At 57.9% G+C, this 25,698-nt stretch carries 22 protein-coding genes and 3 tRNA genes; 5 read left to right on the top strand and 20 right to left on the bottom strand.

Annotation, left to right across the window (positions count from 1 at the left end; translation table 11 throughout):
• Positions 1-52: 52 nt before the first annotated feature.
• The 6 genes from LC059_RS13095 to LC059_RS13070 form a co-directional block, all read right to left on the bottom strand.
• A complete protein-coding gene (locus LC059_RS13095; RefSeq protein ID WP_226704317.1) occupies positions 53-487 on the bottom strand; it encodes a hypothetical protein in 435 nt (144 codons plus the stop codon).
• 226 nt (positions 488-713) lie between these two features.
• Positions 714-2,750, bottom strand: a complete 2,037-nt coding sequence (gene ligA / locus LC059_RS13090; RefSeq protein WP_226704316.1) for an NAD-dependent DNA ligase LigA — start codon at positions 2,748-2,750, stop codon at positions 714-716.
• Between the two features lie 144 nt (positions 2,751-2,894).
• Positions 2,895-4,286, bottom strand: coding sequence for a cell division protein ZipA (zipA, locus tag LC059_RS13085; RefSeq protein WP_226704315.1), 1,392 nt, complete (start codon positions 4,284-4,286; stop codon positions 2,895-2,897).
• A 117-nt stretch (positions 4,287-4,403) separates the two neighbouring features.
• Positions 4,404-7,907 carry a chromosome segregation protein SMC gene (smc, locus tag LC059_RS13080; protein WP_226704314.1) on the bottom strand — a complete coding sequence of 1,168 codons (3,504 nt, stop codon included), beginning with the start codon at positions 7,905-7,907 and terminating at the stop codon, positions 4,404-4,406.
• A gap of 255 nt (positions 7,908-8,162) precedes the next feature.
• Positions 8,163-9,482 carry a c-type cytochrome biogenesis protein CcmI gene (gene ccmI, locus LC059_RS13075; RefSeq protein WP_226704313.1) on the bottom strand — a complete coding sequence of 440 codons (1,320 nt, stop codon included), beginning with the start codon at positions 9,480-9,482 and terminating at the stop codon, positions 8,163-8,165.
• Positions 9,475-10,005, bottom strand: coding sequence for a cytochrome c-type biogenesis protein CcmH (locus LC059_RS13070; RefSeq protein ID WP_226704312.1), 531 nt, complete (start codon positions 10,003-10,005; stop codon positions 9,475-9,477). Before LC059_RS13070 ends, ccmI begins: the two co-directional genes overlap by 8 nt.
• A 186-nt stretch (positions 10,006-10,191) precedes the next feature.
• Between LC059_RS13070 and LC059_RS13065 the strand changes: the two genes are divergently transcribed.
• From LC059_RS13065 to LC059_RS13055, 3 genes are all read left to right on the top strand, one after another.
• Positions 10,192-10,267 (top strand) — tRNA-Val (locus LC059_RS13065).
• 48 nt (positions 10,268-10,315) lie between these two features.
• A tRNA-Asp gene (locus LC059_RS13060) sits at positions 10,316-10,392 on the top strand.
• A 129-nt stretch (positions 10,393-10,521) separates the two neighbouring features.
• Positions 10,522-11,610, top strand: coding sequence for a PaaI family thioesterase (locus LC059_RS13055; protein ID WP_226704311.1), 1,089 nt, complete (start codon positions 10,522-10,524; stop codon positions 11,608-11,610).
• 2 nt (positions 11,611-11,612) lie between these two features.
• On the opposite strand, the gene LC059_RS18070 is transcribed toward LC059_RS13055, so the two are convergent.
• From LC059_RS18070 to LC059_RS13000, 11 genes are all read right to left on the bottom strand, one after another.
• The gene (locus LC059_RS18070) at positions 11,613-12,212 is read right to left on the bottom strand and encodes an IMPACT family protein (protein WP_226704310.1); all 600 of its coding nucleotides are present in this window, start codon (positions 12,210-12,212) and stop codon (positions 11,613-11,615) included.
• Positions 12,175-12,756: a DsbE family thiol:disulfide interchange protein gene (locus tag LC059_RS13045; RefSeq protein WP_226704309.1), complete on the bottom strand. Its 582-nt coding sequence runs from the start codon at positions 12,754-12,756 to the stop codon at positions 12,175-12,177. Before LC059_RS13045 ends, LC059_RS18070 begins: the two co-directional genes overlap by 38 nt.
• 73 nt (positions 12,757-12,829) lie before the next feature.
• Entirely contained in the window at positions 12,830-14,833 is a 2,004-nt protein-coding gene (locus tag LC059_RS13040; RefSeq protein WP_226704308.1) for a heme lyase CcmF/NrfE family subunit, read from the bottom strand.
• Complete coding sequence (locus tag LC059_RS13035; RefSeq protein WP_226704307.1) at positions 14,830-15,279, bottom strand: cytochrome c maturation protein CcmE; 450 nt, start codon at positions 15,277-15,279, stop codon at positions 14,830-14,832. The genes LC059_RS13040 and LC059_RS13035 overlap by 4 nt, the downstream gene beginning before the upstream one ends.
• Before the next feature lie 49 nt (positions 15,280-15,328).
• The gene (gene ccmD / locus LC059_RS13030) at positions 15,329-15,562 is read right to left on the bottom strand and encodes a heme exporter protein CcmD (protein ID WP_226704306.1); all 234 of its coding nucleotides are present in this window, start codon (positions 15,560-15,562) and stop codon (positions 15,329-15,331) included.
• 11 nt (positions 15,563-15,573) lie between these two features.
• Positions 15,574-16,332: a heme ABC transporter permease gene (locus LC059_RS13025; RefSeq protein WP_319005114.1), complete on the bottom strand. Its 759-nt coding sequence runs from the start codon at positions 16,330-16,332 to the stop codon at positions 15,574-15,576.
• 68 nt (positions 16,333-16,400) lie between these two features.
• A complete protein-coding gene (gene ccmB / locus LC059_RS13020) occupies positions 16,401-17,090 on the bottom strand; it encodes a heme exporter protein CcmB (protein WP_226704305.1) in 690 nt (229 codons plus the stop codon).
• A 49-nt stretch (positions 17,091-17,139) separates the two neighbouring features.
• Positions 17,140-17,772 carry a cytochrome c biogenesis heme-transporting ATPase CcmA gene (ccmA, locus tag LC059_RS13015; protein WP_226704304.1) on the bottom strand — a complete coding sequence of 211 codons (633 nt, stop codon included), beginning with the start codon at positions 17,770-17,772 and terminating at the stop codon, positions 17,140-17,142.
• A 90-nt stretch (positions 17,773-17,862) separates the two neighbouring features.
• Positions 17,863-19,641 carry an ATP-binding SpoIIE family protein phosphatase gene (locus LC059_RS13010; protein ID WP_226704303.1) on the bottom strand — a complete coding sequence of 593 codons (1,779 nt, stop codon included), beginning with the start codon at positions 19,639-19,641 and terminating at the stop codon, positions 17,863-17,865.
• Positions 19,642-19,656: 15 nt separating this feature from the next.
• Complete coding sequence (locus LC059_RS13005; protein ID WP_226704302.1) at positions 19,657-20,001, bottom strand: STAS domain-containing protein; 345 nt, start codon at positions 19,999-20,001, stop codon at positions 19,657-19,659.
• Positions 20,002-20,283: 282 nt separating this feature from the next.
• The gene (locus tag LC059_RS13000; protein ID WP_226704301.1) at positions 20,284-20,457 is read right to left on the bottom strand and encodes a PA3496 family putative envelope integrity protein; all 174 of its coding nucleotides are present in this window, start codon (positions 20,455-20,457) and stop codon (positions 20,284-20,286) included.
• A gap of 465 nt (positions 20,458-20,922) precedes the next feature.
• Between LC059_RS13000 and LC059_RS12995 the strand changes: the two genes are divergently transcribed.
• Positions 20,923-20,998, top strand: a tRNA-Arg gene (locus tag LC059_RS12995).
• Positions 20,999-21,030: 32 nt separating this feature from the next.
• On the opposite strand, the gene LC059_RS12990 is transcribed toward LC059_RS12995, so the two are convergent.
• Positions 21,031-22,059, bottom strand: coding sequence for an isoaspartyl peptidase/L-asparaginase family protein (locus LC059_RS12990; protein ID WP_226704300.1), 1,029 nt, complete (start codon positions 22,057-22,059; stop codon positions 21,031-21,033).
• A gap of 92 nt (positions 22,060-22,151) precedes the next feature.
• On the bottom strand, positions 22,152-23,048 hold the full coding sequence (locus LC059_RS12985) for a LysR family transcriptional regulator (protein ID WP_226704299.1): 897 nt from the start codon (positions 23,046-23,048) through the stop codon (positions 22,152-22,154).
• A gap of 139 nt (positions 23,049-23,187) precedes the next feature.
• Here LC059_RS12985 and LC059_RS12980 point away from each other — a divergent pair, with 139 nt between their 5' ends.
• Complete coding sequence (locus LC059_RS12980; protein WP_226704298.1) at positions 23,188-24,408, top strand: acyl-CoA dehydrogenase family protein; 1,221 nt, start codon at positions 23,188-23,190, stop codon at positions 24,406-24,408.
• 113 nt (positions 24,409-24,521) lie between these two features.
• Here the strand turns inward: LC059_RS12980 and LC059_RS12975 are convergent, their stop codons facing one another.
• Entirely contained in the window at positions 24,522-25,685 is a 1,164-nt protein-coding gene (locus LC059_RS12975; protein ID WP_226704297.1) for a CaiB/BaiF CoA transferase family protein, read from the bottom strand.
• Positions 25,686-25,698: the final 13 nt, after the last annotated feature.

Below are 25,698 nucleotides of genomic sequence, written 5' to 3'. Positions count from 1 at the left end.
ATCAGAGCAGGATAGCGTGTACACACTCAGGCCACACGCTTTCGCGGCCAGGTCACATGCTTACACGGCCTTCCTGGGTCCATTCACAGCGTACCTGCATCTCCCCACATCCTGGTTCATGGTAGAGACCTGCGGCTTCCCAGGTAAACGAGTGGGTGCCTGAGAGCTCGGTCTCAAGGTGCACCGTTGCGGACACCCAGTACATGCTTTGCAGGAGCTCTTCGAATTTCTGGATCCAGTGATTCCACTCGTATTCGACCGCCCGATAGGACGCACCGAAGTGAATGACATCGGTCTGGTACTGGGACTGCTTGACCTTGATGGTGGGTATGGAAAACATATCACGGCAAAGAAATGGCCACTCGTCAGCACTGGGCAACGCCAGGATAGACTCGCGATTGACCCGGCGACGGTCACTGCCGCCGGTCAGGCTGTTACTGTCTTTAATACAGCCGTAAACAATGGATTCCTGATCGCCCTGAATCACTCTGCGCTACCCCTACGCCGCCACTACAGCACCAACGGTACTGCCAGCAGGCCAATTCTTAAAACTAGATTGGCCAACTTTAACGGCGCGGAAGCCAGAATTCTACTGCCGCAAACCGACAAATTTGTATTCCGGTCGCATTTTCAATGTCAGCGAGTGATCAATTCCATGTGGCTGGATGGACTTCGCTTATCCACCCAGCAAATTGTGTAGAAATCGAACGGCGTTAGATCTCGATGCCCTGCTCTCGCAGCATTTCCATCAGTGCTTCTTCATCCAGAATTGGCAACTCAAGCTCCCGAGCCTTGTTCAATTTTGAACCGGCGCCGGGACCCGCCACTACGGTATGGGTATTGGCGGAGACACTGCCTGCCACCTTGGCACCCAGACGCTGCAGGTAGTCCTTGGCCTCACTGCGAGAAAGTGTTTCGAGCTTACCAGTAAGCACCCAGGTCTGCCCCGCCAACGGCTGGCTGCCCTCCTCCTGGACCTCGGCCTTCCAGTGAATCCCGGCCTGCTTCAGCGCCTCAATCTCTTCCAGGTTATGCGGCTGCTCAAAAAACTCAGCCACATAATGGGCAACCACTGGCCCCACATCTTCCACCTGCTGCAGTGCCTCGCTATCCGCCTGCATCAGATGATCCAGGTCACCGAAATGCCGCGCCAGATTGCGCGCAGTGGCCTCTCCCACTTCGCGGATACCCAGCGCATACAGAAACTTGGGCAAGGTGGTGCTTTTGCTCTTTTCCAGTGCATCCAGCAGGTTCTGAGCGGACTTCTCTCCCATCCGCTCCAGCGCCATCAGAGGCTCCAGGGACAGGTGGTAAAGTCCCGACACTGAATTGAGCAGCCCCTCATCAACCAGCTGATCCACAATCTTGTCACCCAGGCCATCGATATCCAGCGCCTTGCGCGAGGCAAAATGTTTGATCGCCTGCTTGCGCTGGGCGCTACAGATCAAGCCGCCACTACAACGCGCCACTGCCTCACCGGGGGTTGCCTCAACCGGCGAATCACACACCGGACAGTGTGCTGGAAATTCAATATCGCGGGCGTCGTCAGGACGGCGGCTCTCGACCACGGAAACCACCTGCGGAATCACATCGCCGGCGCGGCGGATTATCACCGTATCGCCCACCTTCACCCCGAGCCGCGCAATCTCGTCGCGGTTGTGCAGGGTGGCGTTGGATACGGTCACGCCACCCACAAACACCGGCTCCAGCCGTGCCACCGGCGTCACCGCCCCGGTGCGCCCAACCTGAAATTCGACATCCAGCAAGCGGGTCATTTCTTCCTGCGCGGGGAATTTGTACGCGGTAGCCCAGCGCGGCGCCCGCGCCACAAACCCAAGCCTTCTTTGCAATGGGATGCTGTTGACCTTGAAAACGATACCGTCGATATCGTAGGGCAGCTGCGCGCGTTTTTCGCCGAGGCTGCGATAATACTCGAGGCACTCACCGATATTTTTCGCCACCGCCATTTCGCTGTTGATGCGAAAACCCCAACGATTCAGCAGCTCGAGAACCGCCGAGTGACGCTCCGGCAATTCTCCGCCCTCTACTACACCGACACTGTATACGCACAATTCCAGTGGCCGCTGCGCTGTAATGCGGGAATCCAGCTGGCGCAGACTCCCAGCGGCTGCATTGCGCGGGTTTACAAAGCCCTTTTCCCCAACCTCCCGCGCTCTTTCATTCAACGCGTTAAATCCGGCCTTCGGCATATAGATTTCGCCGCGCACCTCGAGCAACGCCGGTACATCCTCCGCGAGCAGCTTGAGTGGCACGGAATAGATAGTGCGCACATTCTGGGTGATATCTTCACCGACGGTGCCGTCACCGCGGGTAGCCGCACGCTCGAGAATACCATTGCGGTACAGCAGGCTGACCGCAATTCCATCCAGCTTGGGCTCGCACGCATATTCCACTGGCTCACTGCTGTTCAGGCGGTCGCGGATTCGGCGATCGAAATCTTCCATCTCTTCATCGTTGAACGCATTATCCAGCGACAACATGGGCATTTCGTGACGAATCTGGGTAAACGCCGCCAGGGGTTCCGCTCCCACCCTTTGGGTAGGTGAATCAGAGGTAATCAGTGCGGGGTATTCGCTTTCCAGTGCCTGTAGTTCACGCAGACAGCGATCGTACTCCGCATCGGGAAGATCCGGCGTATCGAGCACGTAATATTGGTAATTGGCGTGATTGAGGATTTCGTGCAACTTTTCTGCACGCTGCTGCTTTTCCTGGGGAATGCTCTTTGTCATTTTTTATCCGCAAAAACTGGGAATTCTTGCCGGTGGGGAGTTGGCATTTTGGGCGTAAAAGCCAGCCTGCAGGCGAATAACCAAGTCCATGCAGGACTGCGATTCGCCCTAAGGCAAGCTCTTACAGGTAAATCTGCATGGATGTCAGGCTTGGGCGCGAGCCAGCGCTTTACGACGCTGGAATTCCATCACCCGTTGGCGATAGTGCTCCGCGGTCTGCGCAGTAAACACGCTGCGGTTCTCGTCTTTCAACTCGCCGCCCAGCTGTTCGGCAATATTGCGCGCGGTGGACAACAAGGTATCAAAGGCCTTGAGTGCCTCCACTTCCGCAGGTAGCGCGAGAAACAGGCTGATGCCGGGAGTGGTAAAGTCTTCCATGTCCGACATATCGAAGGTGCCAGGAACCACGATATTGGCAAGGCTGAACAGCACCGGGCCCTCGCCCACATCACCGCAGTGGTAGTGGAAGATATTCATATCCCCAAAACGCAGACCGCTGGAAAGCAATACCCGCAACAGGTCGTTGCCCTCAAAATAGTCGCCATCGGGGGCCATAATGTTGAGGATCAGCACCTCTTCCACTGCGCGCTCCTTGCGCGTATCGGCGGAGGAATTTTTGCCGCTCGCCGGCTTGCCACTGGCGCTCCCGCCATGCTCTTTGGCCGGGCGGGCCTCACGGGAAGGCGATACCGCCTTTTTGAGATCCGGGAATTTCAGGTCGGGCAATTTGATTTCGGGTGCGGACCAACCGGATTTTAGCGGTGGCGCAGTTTCTTCGCCTTCTGCGGGTATGTCGTCACCAGAAGTGGACATAGCCTGCAGGGATTCCAGGCTGACCGATTCATCCAGAGACGGCTCGCGGCGGTCGCTGGTCAGCGGCTCTTCAGACAGGCCCGACACTGCGTCTGCAGGCGGCTGGGGAGCAACATCAGCATGTGCCCCGGTTGTTTCAATAGGCGAATCCACCACCGAATCCATCAGCATCGGCACCTGCTCTTCCAGGTTCAGAGAGGTCTGCTCGGGCACAGTCGGTCGCGGCCCCGCCTCTACCGGCGCGGATTCGCCATCGCCACGCTCAGGCTTGCTGCCGGCCAGGGGTTTGCGGGAAGACTGAAAGTTCTGCTGAACCTTGCGATTCACCTGGGTTGCATCCTCCGGCTTTCGCCGCTGAACCACACGCACCGTACCCGGCAGCTCCGCCGAAATCTGGCGGCGCTTTTCTGCCTCTTCCGGGTCTATGTATTCGAGTTCGGATTCCGACGGTTCAGACACTGAGAATTTCGATTTCTCACGGCTTTGAGGTGTGCGTGCGGGACGCTGCTCGGCGTGACCAGCACCTGCGCGCTCGGCCACCTGCGTCGGGCGCGGGGCCGACAGGATATCGTCGTCGGTGGAGTCCATGTCCCTGCGCATGTTTCGGGACAGGTTGCGGGATACTTTCACGCTATCGCGGTGTTTCAGGTACGCGCGGCGCGCACCGTCCAGCACCACACCGAGTAGTACCAGCACCAGCAAATTGATCAGCCAGTTGTCCATTGCTGCTTCCCTCTCCCTAAGCCGACATCCATCGAACCTGCAGGGCCAGATTCCACATGTTGTAACCCACCGGGATCTTCCTGTCCAAACAACCCAGTTTATTTAGTACGCAGACCATTACGCAGACGCCAGCTCCGCGGCCTCTTCCACATCCACCGATACCAGGCGGGACACGCCCGGCTCATGCATGGTCACACCCAGCAGCTGATCGGCCATCTCCATGGCAATCTTGTTGTGGGTAATGTAGATGAACTGCACGTGCGCGGACATTTCTTTCACCATGCGCGCGTAGCGGCCAACGTTGGCATCATCCAGTGGCGCGTCTACCTCATCCAGCATACAGAAAGGTGCCGGGTTGAGGCGGAAAATAGAGAATACCAGCGCGATTGCCGTCAGCGCTTTTTCCCCACCTGACAGCAGGTGAATAGTGCTGTTTCGTTTGCCCGGTGGACGCGCCATGATCGCGATACCGGTATCCAGCAAGTCGTCGCCGGTCAGCTCCAGGTAGGCGTGACCGCCGCCGAACACTTTCGGGAACAACTCCTGCAGACCGCTGTTGACCTGATCAAAGGTCTCCTTGAAGCGGGTACGGGTTTCCTTGTCGATACGGCGAATCGCATTTTCCAGCGTTTCCAGCGCGTCGGTGAGATCGTCGTACTGGCGATCCAGGTAGTGCTTGCGCTCGGATTCCTGCTTGTACTCGTCGATCGCCGCCAGGTTAATCGGGCCGAGTCGGGAAATACGCGCTGCCACCAACTCAATATCCTGCTGTACGGCTTCGATTGTCAGCTCTTCCGGGAGTTCCTCTAGCAGGGCTTCCACATCGTGATCCGCTTCCCGCAACTGCTCTACCAGGCCGTTGCGCTGGGTTTCCAGTGTCTGGGCAACCAGGCGCTGCTGCTCCAGCTGGGCGCGCACGCCCTGAAGGGCCGATTCTGCCTTGTGGCGCTCCTGCTCCTGATTGCGCAGGCTGGACTCCACTTCCTCGAGTTTTTTGCGCGCTTCGCCCAGCTCGTTTTCCACGTCGATACGCTGCGCCAGTTTCTCTTCCAGCTCCGCCTGAAAATCCTGCGAGGGATCCTGGGCTTCTTCCATCTGCAGTCTCAACTGCTCGCGACGTTCCTGCAGGCGCTCGACCTGCTCGCGCAAAACTTGCAGGGTGCGCTCAAGGGAAACTTTCTGGGTGCGCACGGACTGTTCGCGCATGGCCAGCTCGTGGGCGCGGTCCTTGTCCTCACGGGCGCGCTGACGCGCTGCATCCAGGGCCTCACGCAGCTCTTCACGGCGGGCAAGCAGGGACTCGCGGCGATCGGTGTCGTCGCTCATGGCCTCTACGGCTTCCTGCAGCTCAATACGCGCTTCGGAGATGGCTTCAGACTCCATCTCCTTCTGTTCTTTGACTTCGGTGATTTCCTGTTCGATGCGACGGCGGCGCTCGTCCATCTGCTCCTGACGGGCACGCTGGGCGGAAAGCTGGCTGCGCAGATCGCCGGTGCGGCGGTTCAGCTGCTCGGCATTGTTGCGAGACTGCTCGATGCCCGATTCCAGTTCACCGGCGCGGGTGCGCAATTGTTCGCGCTGCTCGGACAGCTCCTCGATGCGCGCCTCGCACTCGGCCAGGGATTCTTCCAGGCTTTCAAGTTCCTGTTTGCGCGCAAGCACACCCGCTTCCGCATCGGCACCGCGGCTGACACGCAGCCAGTTGGGGCCAACCCAGAGGCCGTCACGGGTGACGATGGATTCACCCGCGCGCAATTGCGCCCGCTGCGCCAGCGCAGTAGTGAGGTCGTCCGCTGTGTAGATACCATCGATCAGGCCAACCAGGGACGCCGGCCCCTCGACCACCTCTGCCAGCTTGGGCAGACTGCCAGCAGCGACAGAAGCTACGTTCTGGCCGTCGACGAACACCGCCTGGCCGCCCTCGAAGCTGCCCAGGGATTCCTGCAGAGACTCAATCTGGTCGATGCACACTGCCTGCAACTGGGCGCCCAGCACGGTTTCCACCGCGGTCTCCCAACCAGACTGCGCGCTGATCTGCTCGGCCAGGCGCGGACGATTCTGCAGCGCCTGCTGCTCCAGCCAATTGGCCACGGATTTGCCCTGCCCCATGGCAGCCTGCTGTAGAGCCTCCAGGGAAGCCTGGCGGCCGCGGCTGGTCTGAAGTTGCAGCCGCTCCTTATCCAGTTCGGAACCGAGCTCGGTTTCCTTGCGGCGCAGGTCGGAGAGCTGCTCTACCTGCTCGGAGATCGACTCGCGCAGTTCCGCCAGCTGCATTTCCAGTTCAGCCAGCTCTTCATTCTGCTGTTCCAGTTCACTGTCGTCACCAGAGCCAGACAGGCTCTCGCGCTCGGTCTGCAGTTTACTGATACGGTCCTGCAATCGCTGGGTAGAGGTTTCCAGATGCTGGATACGGGATTGCTGCACTTCGGCCTTTTGCCGGGAACCGGATGCACCCTGGTTAAACTGATCCCATTCGTTCTGCCAGTCGCGCATCTGGTCTTCTGCGGTCAGCAGAGCCTGCGCAGACTCCTCTTCCGCGGCCTGCACCATCTCCAGGTCCGGCACAATGACTTCCAGCTCTGCATCAAATTCAACCGCTTTTTCCTGGTCTGCCGCCAGCAGTGATTGGGACTCACTGTATTCCTGTTCGGTGCGCGAAAAATCCGATTGCAGCTGGGTGTTGCGCTCGCGAGCGTGGGAAATGCTCTGCTCCAGGCGCGCGATATCCGCACCCACCGAGTAGAAGCGTCCCTGTACTTCGTTAAAGGCATCGGACAGGTCGTGATACGCAACACGCTGCTCTTCGATACCGGTATCGCAGCTCACTTGGCGGGTGACCAACTCTTCCACGGTGAGTTCGAGTTCGCCAATCTGCTGCTGCTTGGCCTTGGCCTGATCATCCAGGTCCTTGTATTTAAGGGCCTGCAGGTGCGCCTTGTGGGTGCGCTCTTCGTCTTTGAAGCGACTGTATTTTTCTGCCGCCGCGGACTGGCGCTCCAAACGCGCCAGCTGGCGATCCAGCTCATCACGAATATCGGTGAGGCGCTCAAGGTTTTCCTTGGTCCGGCGCATACGGTTTTCGGTGTCGCGGCGACGCTCCTTGTACTTGGAGATTCCGGCGGCTTCCTCGATAAATACCCGCAGCTCTTCCGGCTTGGCCTCGATCAACTTGGAGATCATGCCCTGTTCGATGATCGCGTAACTGCGCGGCCCCAGGCCGGTACCGAGGAACAGGTCGGTCACGTCCCGACGACGACACTTCTCACCGTTCAGGTAGTAATTGTTCTGGCCGTCGCGAGTCACCTTACGCTTTACGGAAATCTCGCTGAATGCAGCGTACTCCCCGGCCAGTTTGCCCGCGGAGTTGTCGAACACCAGTTCGATGGAGGCCTGCCCCACCGGCTTGCGGCCGCTGGAGCCATTGAAGATAACGTCGGTCATGGAGTCGCCGCGGAGGTTCTTCGCGGAGGATTCACCCATTACCCAGCGCACCGCGTCGATGGTGTTGGACTTACCACAACCATTGGGGCCGACCACGGCGCTGAGGTTGGAGGGGAAGTAGACGGTGGTCGGATCGACGAAGGACTTGAATCCGGCCAGCTTGATACACTTCAAACGCATGGTCTTGAAACTCGGTAATACCCGGCGCCCGTACGGTCACACTTGCTGCCGCCGAACGCTCTTCATTTTGATCTCAGAGGGGATCCGGCTCGGTACATAAAAAGCACAGCCAGATCGCCGATTTGTCTTTGCAAACCGCCGATTGTACATGGCTGCGGGCACGGTTTCAGCGCTATTTTTGACCGAGCCACCCGCACCGCCATGCCACACGCCCCTGGCAAGTGAGGAAGCGGCATGGGGTCGAGCGGGTGGGGATCAGATCTGCTGGTCGATCACGATATGGACGGGCTTGCCCCAGTTAGCCCGGGACAGGGTCTTAACCCCTCCCTGCCAGTCACCGGGCGCCGGACGCGCATTGCCGCCGATGGCCAGGCGCGCCACAAGCTGCACCTCGTCCACGGTTTTCAGACTGCGCCCGGGCATCATCGCGCGGGACTCATCCAGCACTACCTCCGCAGGCAAATCCGCCGCGGAAAGACGAACGATCGCCAGCGGCATGGGACTCTCCGCGGTGCGCGCGTAAATGAATACAGGGGTATCCGGGGAAGACTTGACGGCATCCGAAAGGGCAACGGTGACGGCAATACGATTGGCCGAATCCTCGACGGGGCCAGCATCTGCCACCGCTGCGGCATCCGCATTCGCGCCACTTGATGCCTCACCGGACGGGACTTGCTCGCTTTCACCCTCGCTTACCACCAGCTGACCGCCGGCCGCGGCGAGCGCCTTTTCGGCACGCGCGACCCCGGCGGCCAGAGCTTGGGCCGCATTGGAACCCGGAGTCAACTGCGCCAGGGCCTGCTGCCAGTAGGACTTCGCCGCACCAAAGTCCTCGCGGTCAAATGCCGCGATACCGGCAAGTCCAAGCGCGGTGGTGTTCCCGGGCTGGGCCTCGAGCACCTGATTGACCTCACTCAATACATCCGGAGACATCTTTGACCCGTTGGCAAAGAACAGTGCCTGGGCAAGCTCCGCGCGGATATTGGCCGCCTGTGGTTCATGAGTCACGATATAGCGGTATTCGGCCACGGCGCCCTGAATATCGTTACTCACCAGCAGGCGCTGAGCGAGCACATAGCGGCTCGACAGATCTTGGGGATGTGTCTTCGTGCGCTCGCGCAACCCCTGGGTAATCCGCGCTTCAACCACCATATTCGATTGTCCGGATTGGCTCGCAGCAAGATCCCGGTGCAGCGCGAGATCGTCATGCGCACCCCAGTAGAAATACAAACCTATAGCGGCAAAAGGCACCACAAACGCCAGCGCGAACAATAAACCGCGACCGCCATTGCGGGCAGAGGAAAACGTGTAGGCACCGCCCTCTTCCGCCAACAGCTTGCGCGCAAGTTCGGTTTTCAGCGAAGCGTACTGCGCCTCGTCCACGGCGCCGCTCGCCCGGGAAACTTCCAGCTCGGCCAGGTGCTCTCGGTAGAGCTCGGCCTGCGCACTGGTATCCACATCAGAATCCATGCGGTCATTTGCCTTACCCCTGAACCTGCCCGTGAACACAGGCCAGGCAATGAAGGCCGCCAAAGGCAACAGCAGCAGCGCCAGTATCAACCAGAGATCAATCATCGTTTTTACTTCCACCCTGTTCACCAGCACTCAGCAACTGCGCCAGCCGCTGTTGCTCTTCTACGCTCAATTCCTCGGACACCTCACTCTGCCTGCCGCCACGACCACCGCGGGAACGCGCCACAATCACAATCAGTGTCAACAATCCCAGGGCAGCAAACACGCCCGGCGCCACCCACAGCGCGACCGTATTGCGCTGCAACGGGGGGCGATAGAGCACAAAGTCTCCGTAGCGCGCCACCATGTACTCGTTAATTTCCTGATCACTGAAGCCCTCTTCCAGCAGCCTGCGGATTTCCCGGCGCAGGTCCGTAGCCACCATCGAGTCGGAACCCGCCAGATTCTGGTTCTGGCATTTGGGGCAGCGCATTTCCTCAATCAACACCTGATAGCGCGCTTGCAGTTCAGGAGTCGACAGTTGCTCCACCTCTACCGAGGCGCGAACAGCAGAAAAAGGCGTGACCACAATAAGCAGCAAGGTCAACACGGCGGCGAGCGATGATGTTTTAGCGATCTTCGGCACTGAATCTCTCCGGCGGAAACTGCGCGGATTATAGCAGTGCCACGGCCTCCCTACACGCACTGCAGAAGCGCACGGTCAGGGCCTGTATCTGGCCGCGAATCGGCTTAACCCATTGAATCTCAAAAAAATTTTCAAAAAGCGTTGACGCCCCAAAAAATATCATTACTATACGCAGCTCCTGACGCGGGGTGGTTAGCTCAGTTGGTAGAGCGGCGCCCTTACAAGGCGTAGGTCACAGGTTCGACCCCTGTACCACCCACCACTTCCTTTAGTCTGCTAGGCAGATTTTGCAAAGGAGAGTCAGGAATGCGGACCGGTAGTTCAGTTGGTTAGAATGCCGGCCTGTCACGCCGGAGGTCGCGGGTTCGAGTCCCGTCCGGTCCGCCATATACAGAAGAGGCTCTCACGAAAGTGAGAGCCTTTTTTGTTTGTCCACTCGCAATCTCCATTCCACAGAATTAACACCAGCGACCACCAGACCCTACCATTTCTCCGACAACTGACGGAGAGAGAGCGATGCCCTACATCACCGATGAGCCAGCGCGCGGTGCAATAGCCGACCTGCGGGCGCTACAACAGTCTGGCCTGCAAACCTTTAAGCGCTATATCCACGGTGAACTTCCGGTGCCACCCATCTGGCGCCTCACTGGAATGCGACCAACCGAAGTTGGCCTGGGCAAGGCAAATTTTTCCATGCCCATAACGCCCTGGCTCGCAGACGGTACCGGCATTTACTGGGGCGGTCTTTTCGCACTGTTTGCGGACTCGCCACTGGCCTCCGCTATCTGGACCACGCTACCCGCGGGAAAAGTACTGGCCACTTCCGAACTCAACATCAGCTTCCTGCGCCCGATCACCAAGCAAACCGAGACCATTATCGGCCACGCAAACACCGTGCACTCCGGCAGCCAAGTGGGCCTGTCTACCGTGCTGATCACCGATCAACAAGGACGCTCGCTCGCATTTGGCAGTTCCCGCTGCCTGATTGCCGACTTCCCGGTTGACCCAGATGCCTCTTTTCCCGAACCAGACCTCGGCCCAACCGATACCGTCGACCCCTATCTCAGAGATGTACCGGCAAGCGACTTTTGCAACCTGCAGGAATTTGGAAAATGGACACCCATTGATTTACAGCGCGCAACCATTCAAGAAAATCGCACTCACCCCATCTGGCAGTTTACTGGCTACAAGCCCACCAGAGTCGAGAGCGGATTCTTCCAGGCCACACTCCCATCCTCCCCATGGTTTTCCAATGGCAGCCTCTCAATTAATGGTGGCCTACTGGCCTGGGCTGCCGAGTTCACCATGGGCGCAAGCGTATATTCCACCCTCGCCCCTGGGGACTTGATGGCGAGCCTGGACATGCACATTCGATTTACCCGCCCTGCCAGCATAGGCACTGATCCGCTTACTCTTACAGGAAGGGTGCACCATCTGGGGCGCCAGTTACGCGTAGCATCCAGTGACATTGAAAATGCCGAGGGAAAGAGGGTCGCAATGGCGACAGGATCCGCGCTGGTAATACCGGGCGGAGCAAGAATGCTCAGTGAGGGGATGAAACCTGAAGATATCATTGCCAGCGCTACCGCTATGCAGCGGAAATAGAATCAATCCAGCTCGCAGGTTTCGATACTCTCAGCATGAAGCTGCGCCCTGAGCGCAGGCCATTGATCGAGGGGGAGCCGGACCGGAATACCCACCCGGTCCGTGTAATTCGGCTCGGCGCAACTGCCACCGCACTGCGCAACCAGAAACCGCACCCGAGACTCTTCGGCAAAGCCACAGGTCACTTGAATCGACACCAGGGGAATGAAAACCTTCAGCTCGACAGACTGCAACGCGGCCCCCACTGCGCCGCGATACGCGCGCATCAGACCGCCAACACCTAGCTTGGTGCCGCCAAAGTATCGCGTCACGATGGCACCCACATTGCCCACTTCCTGCTTAAGCAACAATTCCAGCATGGGCCTGCCAGCGCTACCGCCGGGCTCACCGTCATCGTCCGACTGCATGACCTCCGGGTTGGCCGGGTTGCCAATGACCAGCGCGGTACAGTGATGGGAAGCATCCGGGTAACGCACACGGATACGTTCAAGCTCACGCAAAAAAGCCGCCTTATCAGTGACTGGTCCCAACCAGCAGATAAAGCGGCTCTTTTTTTCTTCCGTCTCAGTTACAACGGGTGAGCAGGGAATCTGATAGCTCACCGGAGAAATCGTCCCATTCCTGATTCTGTAATCGTTGGTAGAGGGGCTGCAGCTTGGTCTGCCAAACCTTATCGTCCACTACGCCCACGTGCTTGCAGCGGATAGTGCCGCCCGCATCCACAAGAAAGGTTTCAGGCGCACCGAATACACCCAGGTCCATCGCCAGGCGCCCTTCTATGTCAGACACGGAAAACAGATAGGGGTTGTGGAATTTTTCCAGCCATTTCTGCGCGGCCGCGTTGTCGTCTTTCAGGTTGATACCCACGATCGGGACACCATCGGCGGCCAGGTCATTGAGGTAGGGATGCTCCACTCGACACGAAATACACCAGGTCGCCCATACGTTCAGCAGCATGGGCTTTTTGGGCAGATCGGTTTTTTTCCGCTCGCGGTTGGACTCCACATCCAATAGCGCAAATTCCGGTACCGGCTTGTTCACCAGTGCAGAGGGCATATCCTGCGGATTCAGAGACAGGCCACGCCAGAATAGTAGCGCCAGCGCGGCAAAAACAATCAGGGGTAGAAACAGTTTCAACCTGGCCATTCAGGTAAGCAATCCTTGTAGTTCAGTCCGACGTGAAAATTCCGAGAGCCTGGGAGCACGGGACTGGCCGGGCTCAAGCCCCGGCCAGTGAGCCCCCTGCCGATGCACCAGCGGACACCTTACTTGCGCGCTTCGCTTTGACCTTGCGATAACGCTTGTCCGCGACCGCAATGGCGCCGCCCAGCGCCATCAGCGCCGCACCCAGCCAGATCCACACGACAAAAGCCTTGTATTGCAGGCGCACAGCCCAGTCGCCACTCAGGTTTTCCTTATTCATGGGCTCTCCGAGGGCGACATACAAATCGCGGAAAATTCCGCTGTCGATTGCCGCTTCCGTCATCACATTCCCACCGGAAAAATAGCTGCGTTTCTGGGGTTTCAATTCCGCCACTACGCGGCCACTACTCCGCACCGTCAACGCGCCTTCGGACGCCCGGTAGTTGGGCCCGCGAACCTGGCGCACGCCCTCAAACGTAAACTCGTAACCCGACATTTCTGCACTCTGCCCAGGAGACATACGCAGATCTTTTTCCACGCTGTACACGGTGGTCAAAGCCACACCAAGCACGGAAATCGCGAGACCGATGTGCCCCATATGCATACCGTAGTAACTCGCGCGCTGACGCTTGAGCCCAACCCAGAGGGTATCGGCATTGCGGGACTTCGCCAGCATGTCAGCAACACTTGAGGCAATCACCCACAAGCCAGCGAACACTCCCAGCATCGCACCCCAGTGGAAATCGCCCGCCAGCAAAGTCACTACAGGTGCGGCGATGGCAGCAACCAATACCGGCAGACCCCATGCTCTCAACAACTTGCCCGTCTGGCTGTCTTTCCAGTTGGCGTGGATACCAAGTCCCAGCAACACGCTCAGCACCAGCATCAGTGGCACAAAGAACATATTAAAGAACGGCGGGCCCACACTGATCTTGCCCCAGTTCAAGGCATCTGCCAGTAGCGGATACAGGGTCCCGGTGAGCACAACCGCCATGATCAGCATCAGCACGACATTGTTGCCCAAAAGGAAGGTTTCCCGGGACTTCGCGGAAAATACACTACCGGCACTGACGGCCGGGGCACGCAACGCAAACAGCAGCAGCGATAGACCTACAACCACCGCCAGGAAAGCGAGAATAAACCCACCGCGCAGAGGATCTGTGGCAAAGGCATGCACGGAAGTCAGCACGCCGGAACGCACCAGGAAAGTGCCAAGTAGACTGAGGCTGAACGCGAAAATGGAGAGCAGGATGGTCCAGCTGCGGAACAGTCCGCGCTTTTCGGTAACCGCCAGGGAGTGCAACAACGCAGTACCCACCAGCCAGGGCATAAAAGAGGCGTTCTCAACCGGATCCCAGAACCACCAGCCGCCCCAGCCAAGTTCGTAATAGGCCCACCAGCTCCCCAGGGCGATACCAAGAGTCAGAAAGGACCAGGCCACCGCGGTCCAGGGACGGGCCCAGCGAGCCCAGGCACTGTCGAGCCGCCCTTCGAGCAAGGCCGCAATAGCAAACGCAAAGGCGACCGCAAAACCCACATACCCCATGTACAACAAGGGGGGGTGAATAATCATGCCCGGATCCTGCAGCAGCGGATTCAGGTCGCTGCCATCGCCGGGCGGGAATGGCAGGATTCGGTCAAACGGGTTGGAGGTAAGCAGGATGAAAAGAAAGAAGCCGATCAGCAACATGCCCATCACGGACAGCACCCGCGCCACCAGTACATCCGGCAGTTGCCGACTGAACAGCGCTACCGCAGCAGTCCAGCCCGCGAGCATCAACAACCACAATAGAATGGAGCCCTCGTGGCCGCCCCAAACGGCGGTGACCTTGTAGACCATTGGCAGGATGCTATTGGAGTTCTGTGCAACATAGGCGACAGAGAAATCACTATTTACAAACGCAACCACCAGGCAGGCAAACGAGAGTGCGGTAAAGGCCAACACCCCCATCGACAGGGGCCGCGCGGTATCCATCCAGAGCACACGGCCAGTGTAAGTGCCGAGCAGTGGCACCACTGACAGTGCCACGGACAACAGCAGGCCGACGATCAGGGCAAAGTGGCCCAGTTCAGGACTCATATCTTGGCGTCTCCCTTGCAGTCCGCCTTGCCGACCATGGTGTCTGCCACTTCCGGCGGTGTGTAGGATTCATCGTGCTTGGCTAGCACCTGGTCGGCACGTACATAACCGCCCTGCTGCAATTTACCGGTGACCACCGCGGCCTCCCCTTCGGCAAACAGGTCCGGCAGGATCTTGTCGAACACCACTTCCACCTCAGCCTCACCGTCGGTCAGCGCAAAGCGCACGTCGAGGGAATCATCGTCGCGAAGAATACTGCCCGGCACTACGCAACCGCCGGCGCGAATGCGTTTTTCCAAGGGGACTTCGCCCGCTACAAAGGCGCTGGGTGCATAAAAATAGTCCATGTTTGCGCGCATGGCGTAGGTGACAAAGCCTACGGCGACACTGGAAAGCGCCACCAGGAGTACCACCAGAATCAGACGTTGTTTACGAGCTGGGTGCATGGTTGACCTGTTATCAATCAAATTAAAAACGGTTGCGACGGGGATCGCCTCAGGCCGGTGTCACCGGCTCCTGTTGCACTTCGCGCTGTTTTGCAGTGCGGCGACGGGCCTCTTCCTGACGGAGCTGACGATCGAACTCCTGGCGCAATTTTTTCTGACGCAGTACAGGCACAGCAACCAGGGCAACCAGTACCAGCAGAGCCACCCCATAGGCGGCCCACACGTAAGGGCCATGCCCATTCATCGCTAGAAAGCTGGAAAAGTTTTCAAACTGAAATTCCATGGACACTCCGTTTATACCTTGGCCGCAGGCGCAGACTGCCCGAGCAGCTCACGCACCCACTGGGTACGCCACTCGCGCTGCAGTATCAGACTGCGGGTGTGCAGGGTCAGCACCCAGGCGTAGAAGAGGTAGAAACCGGCGATCATGGTAATCAGCGGATAGAACATGCTGGGATCGATAGTGCTGGCTTCGGTGAGTTTCAGGGTGGCCGGCTGGTGCAATGTGAACCACCAGTCAACAGATTTGTAGATGATTGGGATATTCACCGTGCCAACCAGAGCCAGCAATGCGCTGGCCTTGTCCCCGGATTGCTCGCGAGCGAAAGCACCCGACAGCGCCATCACACCGAGATAGAGGAAGAACAGGATCAGCATGGAGGTAATGCGGGCGTCCCACACCCAGTATGTGCCCCAGGTTGGCTTGCCCCAGACCGCGCCGGTAAATAACGCGATAAAGGTGAGCGCCGCACCGATGGGCGCCGCCGCGCGCATGACCACGAAAGACAGCTTCATCTTCCAAATCAGGCCGATGGCACCGCAAATAGCCATGATGTAGTAACCCGCAAGCGCGAGAAAGGCCGCCGGCACGTGGATATAGATGATCCGGTAGCTGTTGCCCTGCTTGAAGTCCTCAGGCGCGAAACCCAGGCCCCAGGCGATACCCACCGCGAGCAACAGAAGGCTTGCAGTACCGAGCCACGGCAGCCAGACGCTGGTTTTCTGGTAAAACCAGCGCGGCGACCCCAATCTGTGAAACCATTGCCAGGACAAAATACGTACTCCTATGCCCTTCTCTCACCCATTTCCCGTACTGCTTTTGTGAAATGCACGTAGAAGGGTCAGTTTTCGAGACTGATTCGGATGGCGCCCGCGGCCGCCAGCGGCGCCAATGCCGCAGCGGCAGCCAGAATTGCACCAAGAATCGCCATTTGTGGGCCGTAACCGTACCCATCCAATGCCGCCTGCACCGCGCCGGTGCCGAAGATTAACACGGGGACATAAAGGGGCATAATTATCAGCGCCAGCAACAGGCCCGGCCGCCGCAATGCGACCGTTAAAGCAGCCCCCACCGCGCCAATCAGACTGAGGCTTGCAGTGCCCAGTGCCAGGGATACAAACAGTGGCCAGTAGCCCGCCTCCCCCAGGTTCAACATCATTCCCAGCAGCGGAGACAACAGTGCCAGAGGCATACCCGTGACCAACCAGTGCACGACAACTTTGGCGAGCACCGGGAAATACAGCGGCTGAGGCTGCAACGCCAGCTGCTCCAGCGAGCCATCCTCGTAATCGCCGCGAAACAGTGACTCTTGAGACAGCAATGTCGCCAGCAGGGCCATCACCCAGATCAGGCCCGCAGCCATGCGCGCGAGCATTTCCGGCTCGGGGCCAATCCCCAGCGGCATCATTGCGAGCACGGTGACAAAAAACAGCAGCGGATTGACGATATCCGAGCGCCGTCGCACCGCGAGGGTAAATTCCGTGCGCAACAGGGTGTAAAAACCCGGAACCCGTGGCGGGACGGATTTCACAGACCCAGAGTCCCTTTTGGACAAATCGGGATTGGCGCGATCAAATGGCTCAACTCGCATACGCCTGCTCCAGGTTTTCTTCGGGGCAAGGCTGGAAGTCGGCCAGATTGAGCTTCTCCAGCGGCGCGACGTCCACCGGCTGATGGGACGTCAGCAGTACACTGCCACCGCGCTGGAGATGGTCGCGCATTTGGGTTTCCAAACTGGCAACACCAGCAACATCCAACGCCGCAAGAGGTTCATCGAGAATCCACAGCGGCGCAGGGTCTGGCAGGTAAAGGCGCGCCAGTGCGACCCGACGATTCTGGCCAGCGGAAAGTTGCTGACACAGCACATCCTCAAACCCATATAGCCCTACTGCATCCAGCGCCATCATCGCATCACTGCGAGAGGCTCCATACCAGGCCAGGTTTTCTAGCGGAGTCAAACCGCGGCGGACGCCCGCATTGTGACCGATATAAAGTAATGAGGTACGCAGTTCGGGGAGGGATTTCGGGAAAGGCGCTCCCTGCCAGAGGATATCGCCGGTGTAATCGGAGGCTGTGCCAATCAGGGTGCGGATCAGAGTGCTTTTACCAGCACCATTGGCGCCTACTATTTGCAGTGCAGCTCCGGTGTTCAGGGTAAACTCGAGCCCCTCAAACAAGACGCGACCATCCCGCTCACAGCTGAGCCCGCTCACACAGAGTGTGAGCTCTCGGACAGTATTTGTTGCCGTATCCGGTTGCGCAGACACTCTCGCCCACCCTAGCTGATGAAAAACTAGCCGGCATTATACCGGGAGTGACGGGTTTTGCATGGCATTACCGTGTACATCGCCAGTATCTCGATCCACGGCAGTCCCGCCCCAGCGGACGGTTGCCTCCACACGGCTGCACCCCGGCTGGTAGCTTACTTCATCGCACACCGTCTGAAGCAGGTTGAGCCCCCGCCCTGCATAAACACCTGACGGCTCCTGAATTGCAGGGAACCCCGAGCCACTGTCTTCTACCACCAGCGTCAGCGTGCCCCCGGCGTCACCCTCGCTACAGGTAAGCGAGATGCTCACCCAGCCATCCTTTAGCTGGCCACGACGTTCCGCCATCAGGTCATAGTAGCGAACAAAACCATCATCGGTCGCTTTAATGGACGAATCCAGTTCCAGAACGCCGTGCTCCAGCGCATTGCGAAACAACTCCCCGAGGGCAATGGCCAAGTCTTCCTGGAAGCGCGCAGCACCGGGCATTTGCGCCAAAACACTCAACACATGGGGCAGCGGGTCCGCCGCACGCAGCTCCTCATGGGATAACTGCAAATTGATAGACCAGTTACCCAACCTGCTGCCCCGGCGATTTTCCGAATAGTCGCCCGCCGGGCAACCACTTTTGCGAAGCGACACATGACACAGGTTCAGCTCAACCAGGGACAGGTCATCATGCTGCTCCGCAGCGTGCGCATTGACCGCTACCAGAATCTGGTCGAACGCTTGAGTGCTCTCGACACCATCTTCACGCAGTAGCTTGAGCAGACGATTCTCACCAAAATGTTCACCCTTGTTGTTGCGGGCCTCGTGGATTCCATCACTCCAAAGGTAAAGCCGATCCCCCGGCAGAATTCGGACATTGACGATAGAAGTTTCAATCTGGTCAGTCGAAAGCACCCCAAACGGCAAGTGACGAGACTCGAGCAAATGCAAATCGCCGCTGGTGCGCTTTAGGCAAGGGCTTGGCATTCCGGCATTGAGGATACGCAAGTGGTTGCGGCGCGGGTCCAGTTCCAGCATGACCAGGCAGCAGAACATCTGGCGGGGCAAAATATGGTATAGCTTGCGGTTGATTTCCCGTGCCACCCTGCTCATGGAAAACCCGCGCGGCATCATCGAATAAAAGATGGAAGTCAAGGGCACCGCACCCACTGCTGCCGCCAGTCCATGGCCCGCGAAGTCGCCCAGCATCAATACCAGTTTGCCGTCCGGGGTGCGTGTGGCCGCAAGTAGATCGCCATTCAAAACGGCTCGGGGAGAAAGGTGGTAACGAATTGCCGGGGTATCGTCCAGGCAGCTCTCATTGCCCAGATTCCCGAAAATTTCCCGCGCGCTGGCCTGCTCTTGTAGAAAATCCGCGTGATGCCGCCGCAAGCGATCTCGCTGCGCCATCAACGAACGGCTGAATTCACAAAAACGCCGGATGGAAGCGAGCTTCAGCTGTACCAGCGGATGGCTGTAGGGCTTGGTTAAAATATCGTCACAGGTGGTCGGAGGGACTGGCAGCGCGTCCTGACCGGTCAAGTCCAGCACGAAGAGAATAGGGACCGGTTCCACCCCACCACTTTGCCGCAGCTGGCGGACATCACCGGGAGAAGCAGTCGCAGCAGCAACCGGGCCGAAGATCACCAGATTGGGTAAAAACTCGCTGTAAGTCTCCTGCGCAAGTTCCGCCGACGGCACACAGTGCACGATTGCCGGTGACATGCCCCCCGAGGAATTGGTGTATTCACAACTATGGATCAGTTGCCGCAGCTCACTTACCTCGGGGGTATCGCTTTCGACAATCAGGACCCGGAAGGCATTCATCGGGAGTGGGAACCTTCAGCGTATGCTGAAAATTCGATCAAAGTTGGACACAGAGAGGATATGGGAAACGTGGGCATTGGCGTTCATCAGCTCTACCGTAGGCTGAACACCTTCAGCCCCCACTTCCACACAGTAATCTCGCAACAGCAAGAGCATTCCCAGCGCCGCGCTATCCAGGTGATCGGTTTCGGAGAGGTCAACCAGGAAAATCCTCGGAGGTGGAGACACATTTCGATACGCCCGCTGAAATTCCCGGTGCATATTGAAATCAAAATTGCCCGCAACGCGAATAACCAAAGCATCCCCGCTATCGGAGACTTCCGTGGTCACCCTGCTGTCAAACCTGTCGGAAACTACCATCTGAAGGTCCCTTTTTCCTTCCCTTTCCTGACGATTACGTACCAATATACACCCCTCAGGGGAGTGTGAAAACTGGCGTATGGCCTGGCGGGATCTGCCACGGGATTGCCTCTCAGCACTCGGGAGAGCCACAATCGAAAAAGGGTGCCCTTGGGCACCCTTTTATAGAGCCTGCCGCAGTTGCCAGAGACACAATGCTCGTGGACGTTCGCGCAGTTGTTTTAGATCATTAACCCGGAGATACCCCGGTCGGTGTTAAAAGGCCTGTAGATTCCAGTGGGCTCAGAACTCGTACTGATAATCCATCAGTTCCCTTCGTAGACGCATCTCCTCCAGCCGGTCTTCGACCATCCGGCGGGCATCTCTAGGGCTCTGTGGGGTATACAGCAGATCCTCTACCGTTGAGGAATCGCCTTCATCAAAATCCATGTCATTTTCGATAACGTTGCCGCTCATAGAAAACTCCATAATCTCGATCTGCCAGGGCAGAAACACTTTGTCTGTTTTTGTTGTGCAATCGCAGAGTAGCCAGCACTGACTTCACCGGTCAAGCACCTTTTGCACCGCGGAAACAAGTTTTTCGAGGAGGGTTACACCGCCGCAACTTGCGCAGACGACCGTCGCGAAAAGCATCTCCCCTACTGCCCACAGCTGGCGCAAAAATACCTGCAATTTATTACCAAATCGCGACAGTTTTCCTCATTTTTTTTGCGGCACAGTCACCGGGTCACTCACCGCGACAGCGGTGAATTCTGGTAACCAACTGTGCCGGAGCGTTACCCTTGGTGACAGGTGATAGTTCGAAGCGGAATTGCGTCGCACTTTGGGTGAGATAAGTGACAGTCAGCCGGGAAAACTGTCGAGGCGATACGGGCCATGACAGCCGCCGCGACAGTCGTTAAAATGAGCGCCCTTCTGACCGCCCCCGTCGGTTAACAGGATAAACCACGGACCTCCTAAGTCCGGACTGGTGGTTCGAGTCCACCCGGGGGCGCCATATTCTTGTACGTTTAGTAGGCTGGCCCGGGTTCAGCGGCTGCCAAAGATCGCAACCTCGGCCGGTTGCCCCGCCACCCTACTGGCCCGGTACATACCCTTGGTATTGAACGTCAGCGCAATGTTGCCCCTTGCGTCCAGCACGATCACACCCCCGGTACCTCCCACTGGCATCAGTACCTGTTTGATCACCTCATCAGCGGCTTGTACCACAGACTTGTTCTGGTATTCGACGCGGGTACAGATATCGGCAGCGACGTTGTAGCGGATAAAGTATTCGCCGTGGCCCGTCGCAGAAACGGCACAGGACCTGTTGTCGGCAAAGGTTCCGGCACCGATTACCGGAGAGTCGCCAATACGACCATAGCGCTTTGCGGTCATGCCACCGGTGGAAGTGCCTGCGGCCAGGTTGCCCTGCTGGTCCAACGCCACGGCGCCCACTGTGCCCATGCGGAAGGGAACCGGCAAAGCCTCTACTGCCGCTCGGTAGTCCTTGTCCTGCTTGTTTTCCCTATCGAGCTTTTCCTTTGCCCGGTCCAGTTGCTCCCGGCGCTGCTCAGTATCAAAGATCTTGTTGTCCACCATCGGCACGCCACGGCTTCTGGCAAACGCTTCGGCGCCCTCTCCGGAAAGCATTACAAATGGAGAGTCCTCCATCACCATACGCGCAAGGTTGATGGGGTTGGCAACGTGTTTCACTCCGGCCACGGCGCCCGCCTGGCGGTCCCGACCATCCATGATCGAAGCGTCCAGCTCATGGGCCCCGTCATAGGTGTACACCGCACCTCTGCCCGCATTGAACAAGGGTGAATCTTCCATCACATTGATCGCAGCCACGACCGCATCGAGGCTGGCGCCACCCTTTTCCAATACCGCGTAGCCCGCATTCAGAGCCTCCTCAAGCTTTGCCCGATAGGCCGCCTCCTTCTCCGGAGTCATTTTTGACTTTTCGATGGTGCCGGCACCACCGTGAATGGCGATAGCAAACCTTGCCGACTCGGAGGCGTGCGCAGTCGAAAACAGACATAAGAGACAAGCGGCTATCCAGATCAGTTTGTTCATTATATTTTCCGGGTGTTATGAGGCTGTTACTCAGCAAAATAAATCCGGCAACTGGTGCACGCCAGTGCCGCGTTGTCGTATCCCACTTTGCGTTAAAGCACCTGGTGACACACTCGCTCAATCATTTCCCGCATCCACAGGCTCGAGGCATCTTCCTCCGCGCTGCGATGCCAGAACAGGTGCCATCGGAGCGTTTCCATCTCGAACGGCAGTTCCTTGACCTCCAGTGGCAAAGTGTTCGCCAATACGCGCGGAACTGTCCATAGCAGATCGGTGCCCTCGGTGATGCGCGCAGCAACAAGGTAGTTCTGCACGCGCATGGTGATGTTGCGGCAAATCCCGGCATTATGCAGCGCCAGCTCCACTTGGCCCCGCCCCTTGCGCCGACTGGAAACATGCAGGTGTTCCGCAGACAGATAATCATCTAGCGAAAGATCGGAGCCTGCCAGGGGGTGATCGGGCCGCATGGCGACCACATAGGGTAGCTCCGCAAGGTATTTGTGTCCGAGTTCCCGGGCATTGAGCAAGGGCGCGTCCAGTAGCAGGTCAATCGCGCCCGTATTCAGCTCTGTGGCGGCGGTATCTCGCTCTACGTAGTAACTGGTAATGGACACTGCCGGCGCCACCGTTCTGACCTCTTCATATAGGCGAGGCAATAGCAGTGATTCCGCGAGGTCGTTCATCCCCAGTCGAAAAACTTTCTCGGAACGTGCCGGGTCAAACCGGGCAATACCACCCACACTGCGCCCAAGCAGTGCCAGCGCATCGCGCACATCCCGCACCACGCTATCTGCGACCGGGGTCGGGCTCATGCCTTCGCGGGTTTTTACAAAGAGGTGATCATCAAATGTCTGGCGCAGACGGCTCAGAGCGTTACTCACCGCAGGCTGGGTGAGGTTGAGCAACTGGGCCACCCTGGTCACGCTGCGCTCACGATAAAGCGCATCGAATACCACAAACAGGTTCAGGTCTACCTTGTCCAATCGCATTCGTTCCCCCCTCACGCATCACTTAAATCAATTCAAGCGCATAAGCTTAATAAATTGGGATGATTCCATGCATTTTTTTATAGTGCCCGAATCACCCTGTCAACGACAGTTTGACCATACCTGTCAGCCGGAGAGGCACATGTTCCAATTCAGCGACCTATCCATGACCTTGCAACACCAGTTGCAGGTTTTTTTTAAACGCCACATCTATCCCAATGAAACCCCGCACCGCGAACAGCTTGCGCGTGCTGAAAAACGCTTTGCGCCCATGCCATTGATGGACGAACTGAAGCAGCGGGCAAAAGACGCGGGGCTGTGGAATCTATTCATACCCACCGCACACGGCGAATACAGCGAGTTTGGCGGCCTTTCCAACCTCGACTATGCACCACTGGCAGAACAGATGGGGCGGGTTATCTGGTCACCGGAAGTGTTCAACTGCAATGCCCCGGACACCGGCAATATGGAAGTGTTCATGCGGTATGCGTCACCCGAACAGCGAGAAAAGTGGCTGACACCACTTCTGAATGGCGAAATACGCTCATCCTACGCAATGACCGAACCCCAGGTAGCCTCCTCCGACGCCACCAATATCGAATTGCGTATTCAGCGCGACGGCGACGAATGGGTGCTGAACGGGCGCAAATGGTTTATCACTGGCGCCCTGTACGAGCGTACGAAAATCCTGATCGTCATGGGAAAGTCTGATCCGGACAATCCAGATCGCCACAAGCAGCAAACCCAGATACTGGTGCCGAAAGACACACCAGGAATTACCCTGGTTCGTCCGCTTACCACCCTTGGCTACGACGACGCCCCTATCGGCCATGCGGAAATTCATTTCAATAATGTAAGGGTACCGCTGGAGAACGTACTACTGGGCGAAGGCCGCGGCTTCGAAATTGCCCAGGGCCGCCTTGGCCCCGGCCGTATCCACCACTGCATGCGTCTAATTGGCGCTGCACAGCGCGCGCTGGAAGAAAGCTGCAAGCGCGTCGAGAGCCGCACCACCTTCGGTCGCAAACTGAGCCAACACCAATCTGTACGCGAGGATATCGCTCGCAGCTTCGCCGAAATCCAGATGGCGCGCCTACTGGTGCTCCAGACCTGCCAGAAAATGGATGAGGTTGGCGCACGGGAATCGAGGGACATGATCGCCGCCAGCAAAATCAGCGTGCCGAAAATGGTTCAGGAGATTCTCGACCGCTGCATGCAGATGCATGGCGCTGGCGGTCTCACCGAAGACTACTTCTTCGCCGAAGCCTTCAACTACGCCCGCTGGTGCCGCCAGGCCGACGGCCCCGATCAAGTCCACCAGATGGCGTTAGGCAAGCAATTGATCGAGCTTTATGGCGAGTAGAGGTTAGAGAGAGATTTGACAAAGGGAAATGCGCACTTCCGAACGATCCACGTTGATGGTGCGATCTTTCGGTCGATCGCTTACAGGAGTGCCTCAAATAGCTTCATACGAAGTTACGCCGTTTCTTTCGCACTGGAGCAGTCAATCGTACCCTCCGCTTTTAATTGATCAATATCCTCGCCACAAACACCTATAGCGGCGAGTATTGAGCGAGTGTCCGCCCCATGCTGACGACAACCGTGCAATACCGACGAGGGCGTGCGACTAAATCGAGGTGCCGGCGCCGGCTGCAGGTAACCATCGATGGGAAGGTAGCTATCCCTTGCGCTGTTGTGCGGATGATGCGGTGCCTCGCTGGCACTCAGTACCGGTGAGACGCAAGCGTCACTGTCCTCCAGTAGGGCACACCACTCGTCGCGGGTTTTCTGGCGGAAGGTAGCAGCCAGCTCCTTCTTTAGAGCTTGCCATTGGCTGGGATCGCTCTGTGCGCTGCTGTTGAATACCGTTTTGTCCAGCCCCATCAGCTCCACAAACTTGGAGAAAAACTGGGGCTCGATGGAACCCAATGCCAGGTATTTTCCATCGGCAGTTTCGTAGGTGTCGTAAAAGAATGCCGCACCGTCCAGCAAGTTGGTCCCGCGCTCGGCCAGGTTCCACAACCCAACCGCATTGAAGCTGTGGCACATCCACATCAAATTGGCGACACCATCCACCATGGCCGCATCCACCACCTGGCCTTTGCCCGAGCGTCCGGTTTCCAGCAGTGCACCGAGGATACCCATCACCAGAAACATCGAACCACCACCAAAATCCCCTACCAGATTGAGCGGCAATACCGGCTTTTCGCCTTTCTGGCCGATGGCGTGTAGCGCACCCGTCAACGAGATGTAATTGATGTCGTGACCCGCGTTTTTTGCCAATGGGCCTTCCTGCCCCCAGCCGGTCATGCGCCCATAGATCAACTTCGGATTCACCTCGAAACAGGGCTCTGGACCTATACCCAGCTTTTCCATTACACCGGGACGAAAACCTTCGATCAGAACGTCCGCAGTGGAAACCAGCTTGAGAAGCAGCTCCCGGCCGCGATCACATTTCAGGTCCAGTACCACGGACTTCTTGCCGCGACGGCTCATATCTTTAGCGTACATGGGATCGGTTTCCACACTGCGATCCACACAGATCACTTCCGCCCCCATGTCGGCCAGTAACATACCGGCCATGGGGCATGGCCCCATACCCGCCAGCTCAATGACCCGAAAACCACTCAATACACCCATGACAGTCTCCTGT

The organism is Microbulbifer elongatus (assembly GCF_020524885.1).
Classification (GTDB): Bacteria; Pseudomonadota; Gammaproteobacteria; order Pseudomonadales; family Cellvibrionaceae; genus Microbulbifer; species Microbulbifer elongatus_A.
The sequence above is the reverse complement of the archived record's forward strand: the minus strand, read 5'-3'. Positions and strand labels throughout refer to the sequence as shown.

What these genes read in the sequence shown, in the direction of transcription:
- LC059_RS13005 (WP_226704302.1), bottom strand. Translation starts at nt 20,001, where the DNA reads ATGGTAGTTTCCGACAGGTTTGACAGCAGGGTGACCACGGAAGTCTCC.
- ccmI (WP_226704313.1), bottom strand. Translation starts at nt 9,482, where the DNA reads ATGATTGATCTCTGGTTGATACTGGCGCTGCTGCTGTTGCCTTTGGCG.
- LC059_RS13045 (WP_226704309.1), bottom strand. Translation starts at nt 12,756, where the DNA reads ATGGCCAGGTTGAAACTGTTTCTACCCCTGATTGTTTTTGCCGCGCTG.
- LC059_RS12980 (WP_226704298.1), top strand. Translation starts at nt 23,188, where the DNA reads ATGTTCCAATTCAGCGACCTATCCATGACCTTGCAACACCAGTTGCAG.
- LC059_RS12975 (WP_226704297.1), bottom strand. Translation starts at nt 25,685, where the DNA reads ATGGGTGTATTGAGTGGTTTTCGGGTCATTGAGCTGGCGGGTATGGGG.
- smc (WP_226704314.1), bottom strand. Translation starts at nt 7,907, where the DNA reads ATGCGTTTGAAGTGTATCAAGCTGGCCGGATTCAAGTCCTTCGTCGAT.
- ccmD (WP_226704306.1), bottom strand. Translation starts at nt 15,562, where the DNA reads ATGGAATTTCAGTTTGAAAACTTTTCCAGCTTTCTAGCGATGAATGGG.
- LC059_RS13035 (WP_226704307.1), bottom strand. Translation starts at nt 15,279, where the DNA reads ATGCACCCAGCTCGTAAACAACGTCTGATTCTGGTGGTACTCCTGGTG.
- LC059_RS13010 (WP_226704303.1), bottom strand. Translation starts at nt 19,641, where the DNA reads ATGAATGCCTTCCGGGTCCTGATTGTCGAAAGCGATACCCCCGAGGTA.
- zipA (WP_226704315.1), bottom strand. Translation starts at nt 4,286, where the DNA reads ATGGACAACTGGCTGATCAATTTGCTGGTGCTGGTACTACTCGGTGTG.
- ligA (WP_226704316.1), bottom strand. Translation starts at nt 2,750, where the DNA reads ATGACAAAGAGCATTCCCCAGGAAAAGCAGCAGCGTGCAGAAAAGTTG.
- LC059_RS12985 (WP_226704299.1), bottom strand. Translation starts at nt 23,048, where the DNA reads ATGCGATTGGACAAGGTAGACCTGAACCTGTTTGTGGTATTCGATGCG.
- LC059_RS12990 (WP_226704300.1), bottom strand. Translation starts at nt 22,059, where the DNA reads ATGAACAAACTGATCTGGATAGCCGCTTGTCTCTTATGTCTGTTTTCG.
- LC059_RS13055 (WP_226704311.1), top strand. Translation starts at nt 10,522, where the DNA reads ATGCCCTACATCACCGATGAGCCAGCGCGCGGTGCAATAGCCGACCTG.
- LC059_RS13040 (WP_226704308.1), bottom strand. Translation starts at nt 14,833, where the DNA reads ATGAGTCCTGAACTGGGCCACTTTGCCCTGATCGTCGGCCTGCTGTTG.
- LC059_RS13000 (WP_226704301.1), bottom strand. Translation starts at nt 20,457, where the DNA reads ATGAGCGGCAACGTTATCGAAAATGACATGGATTTTGATGAAGGCGAT.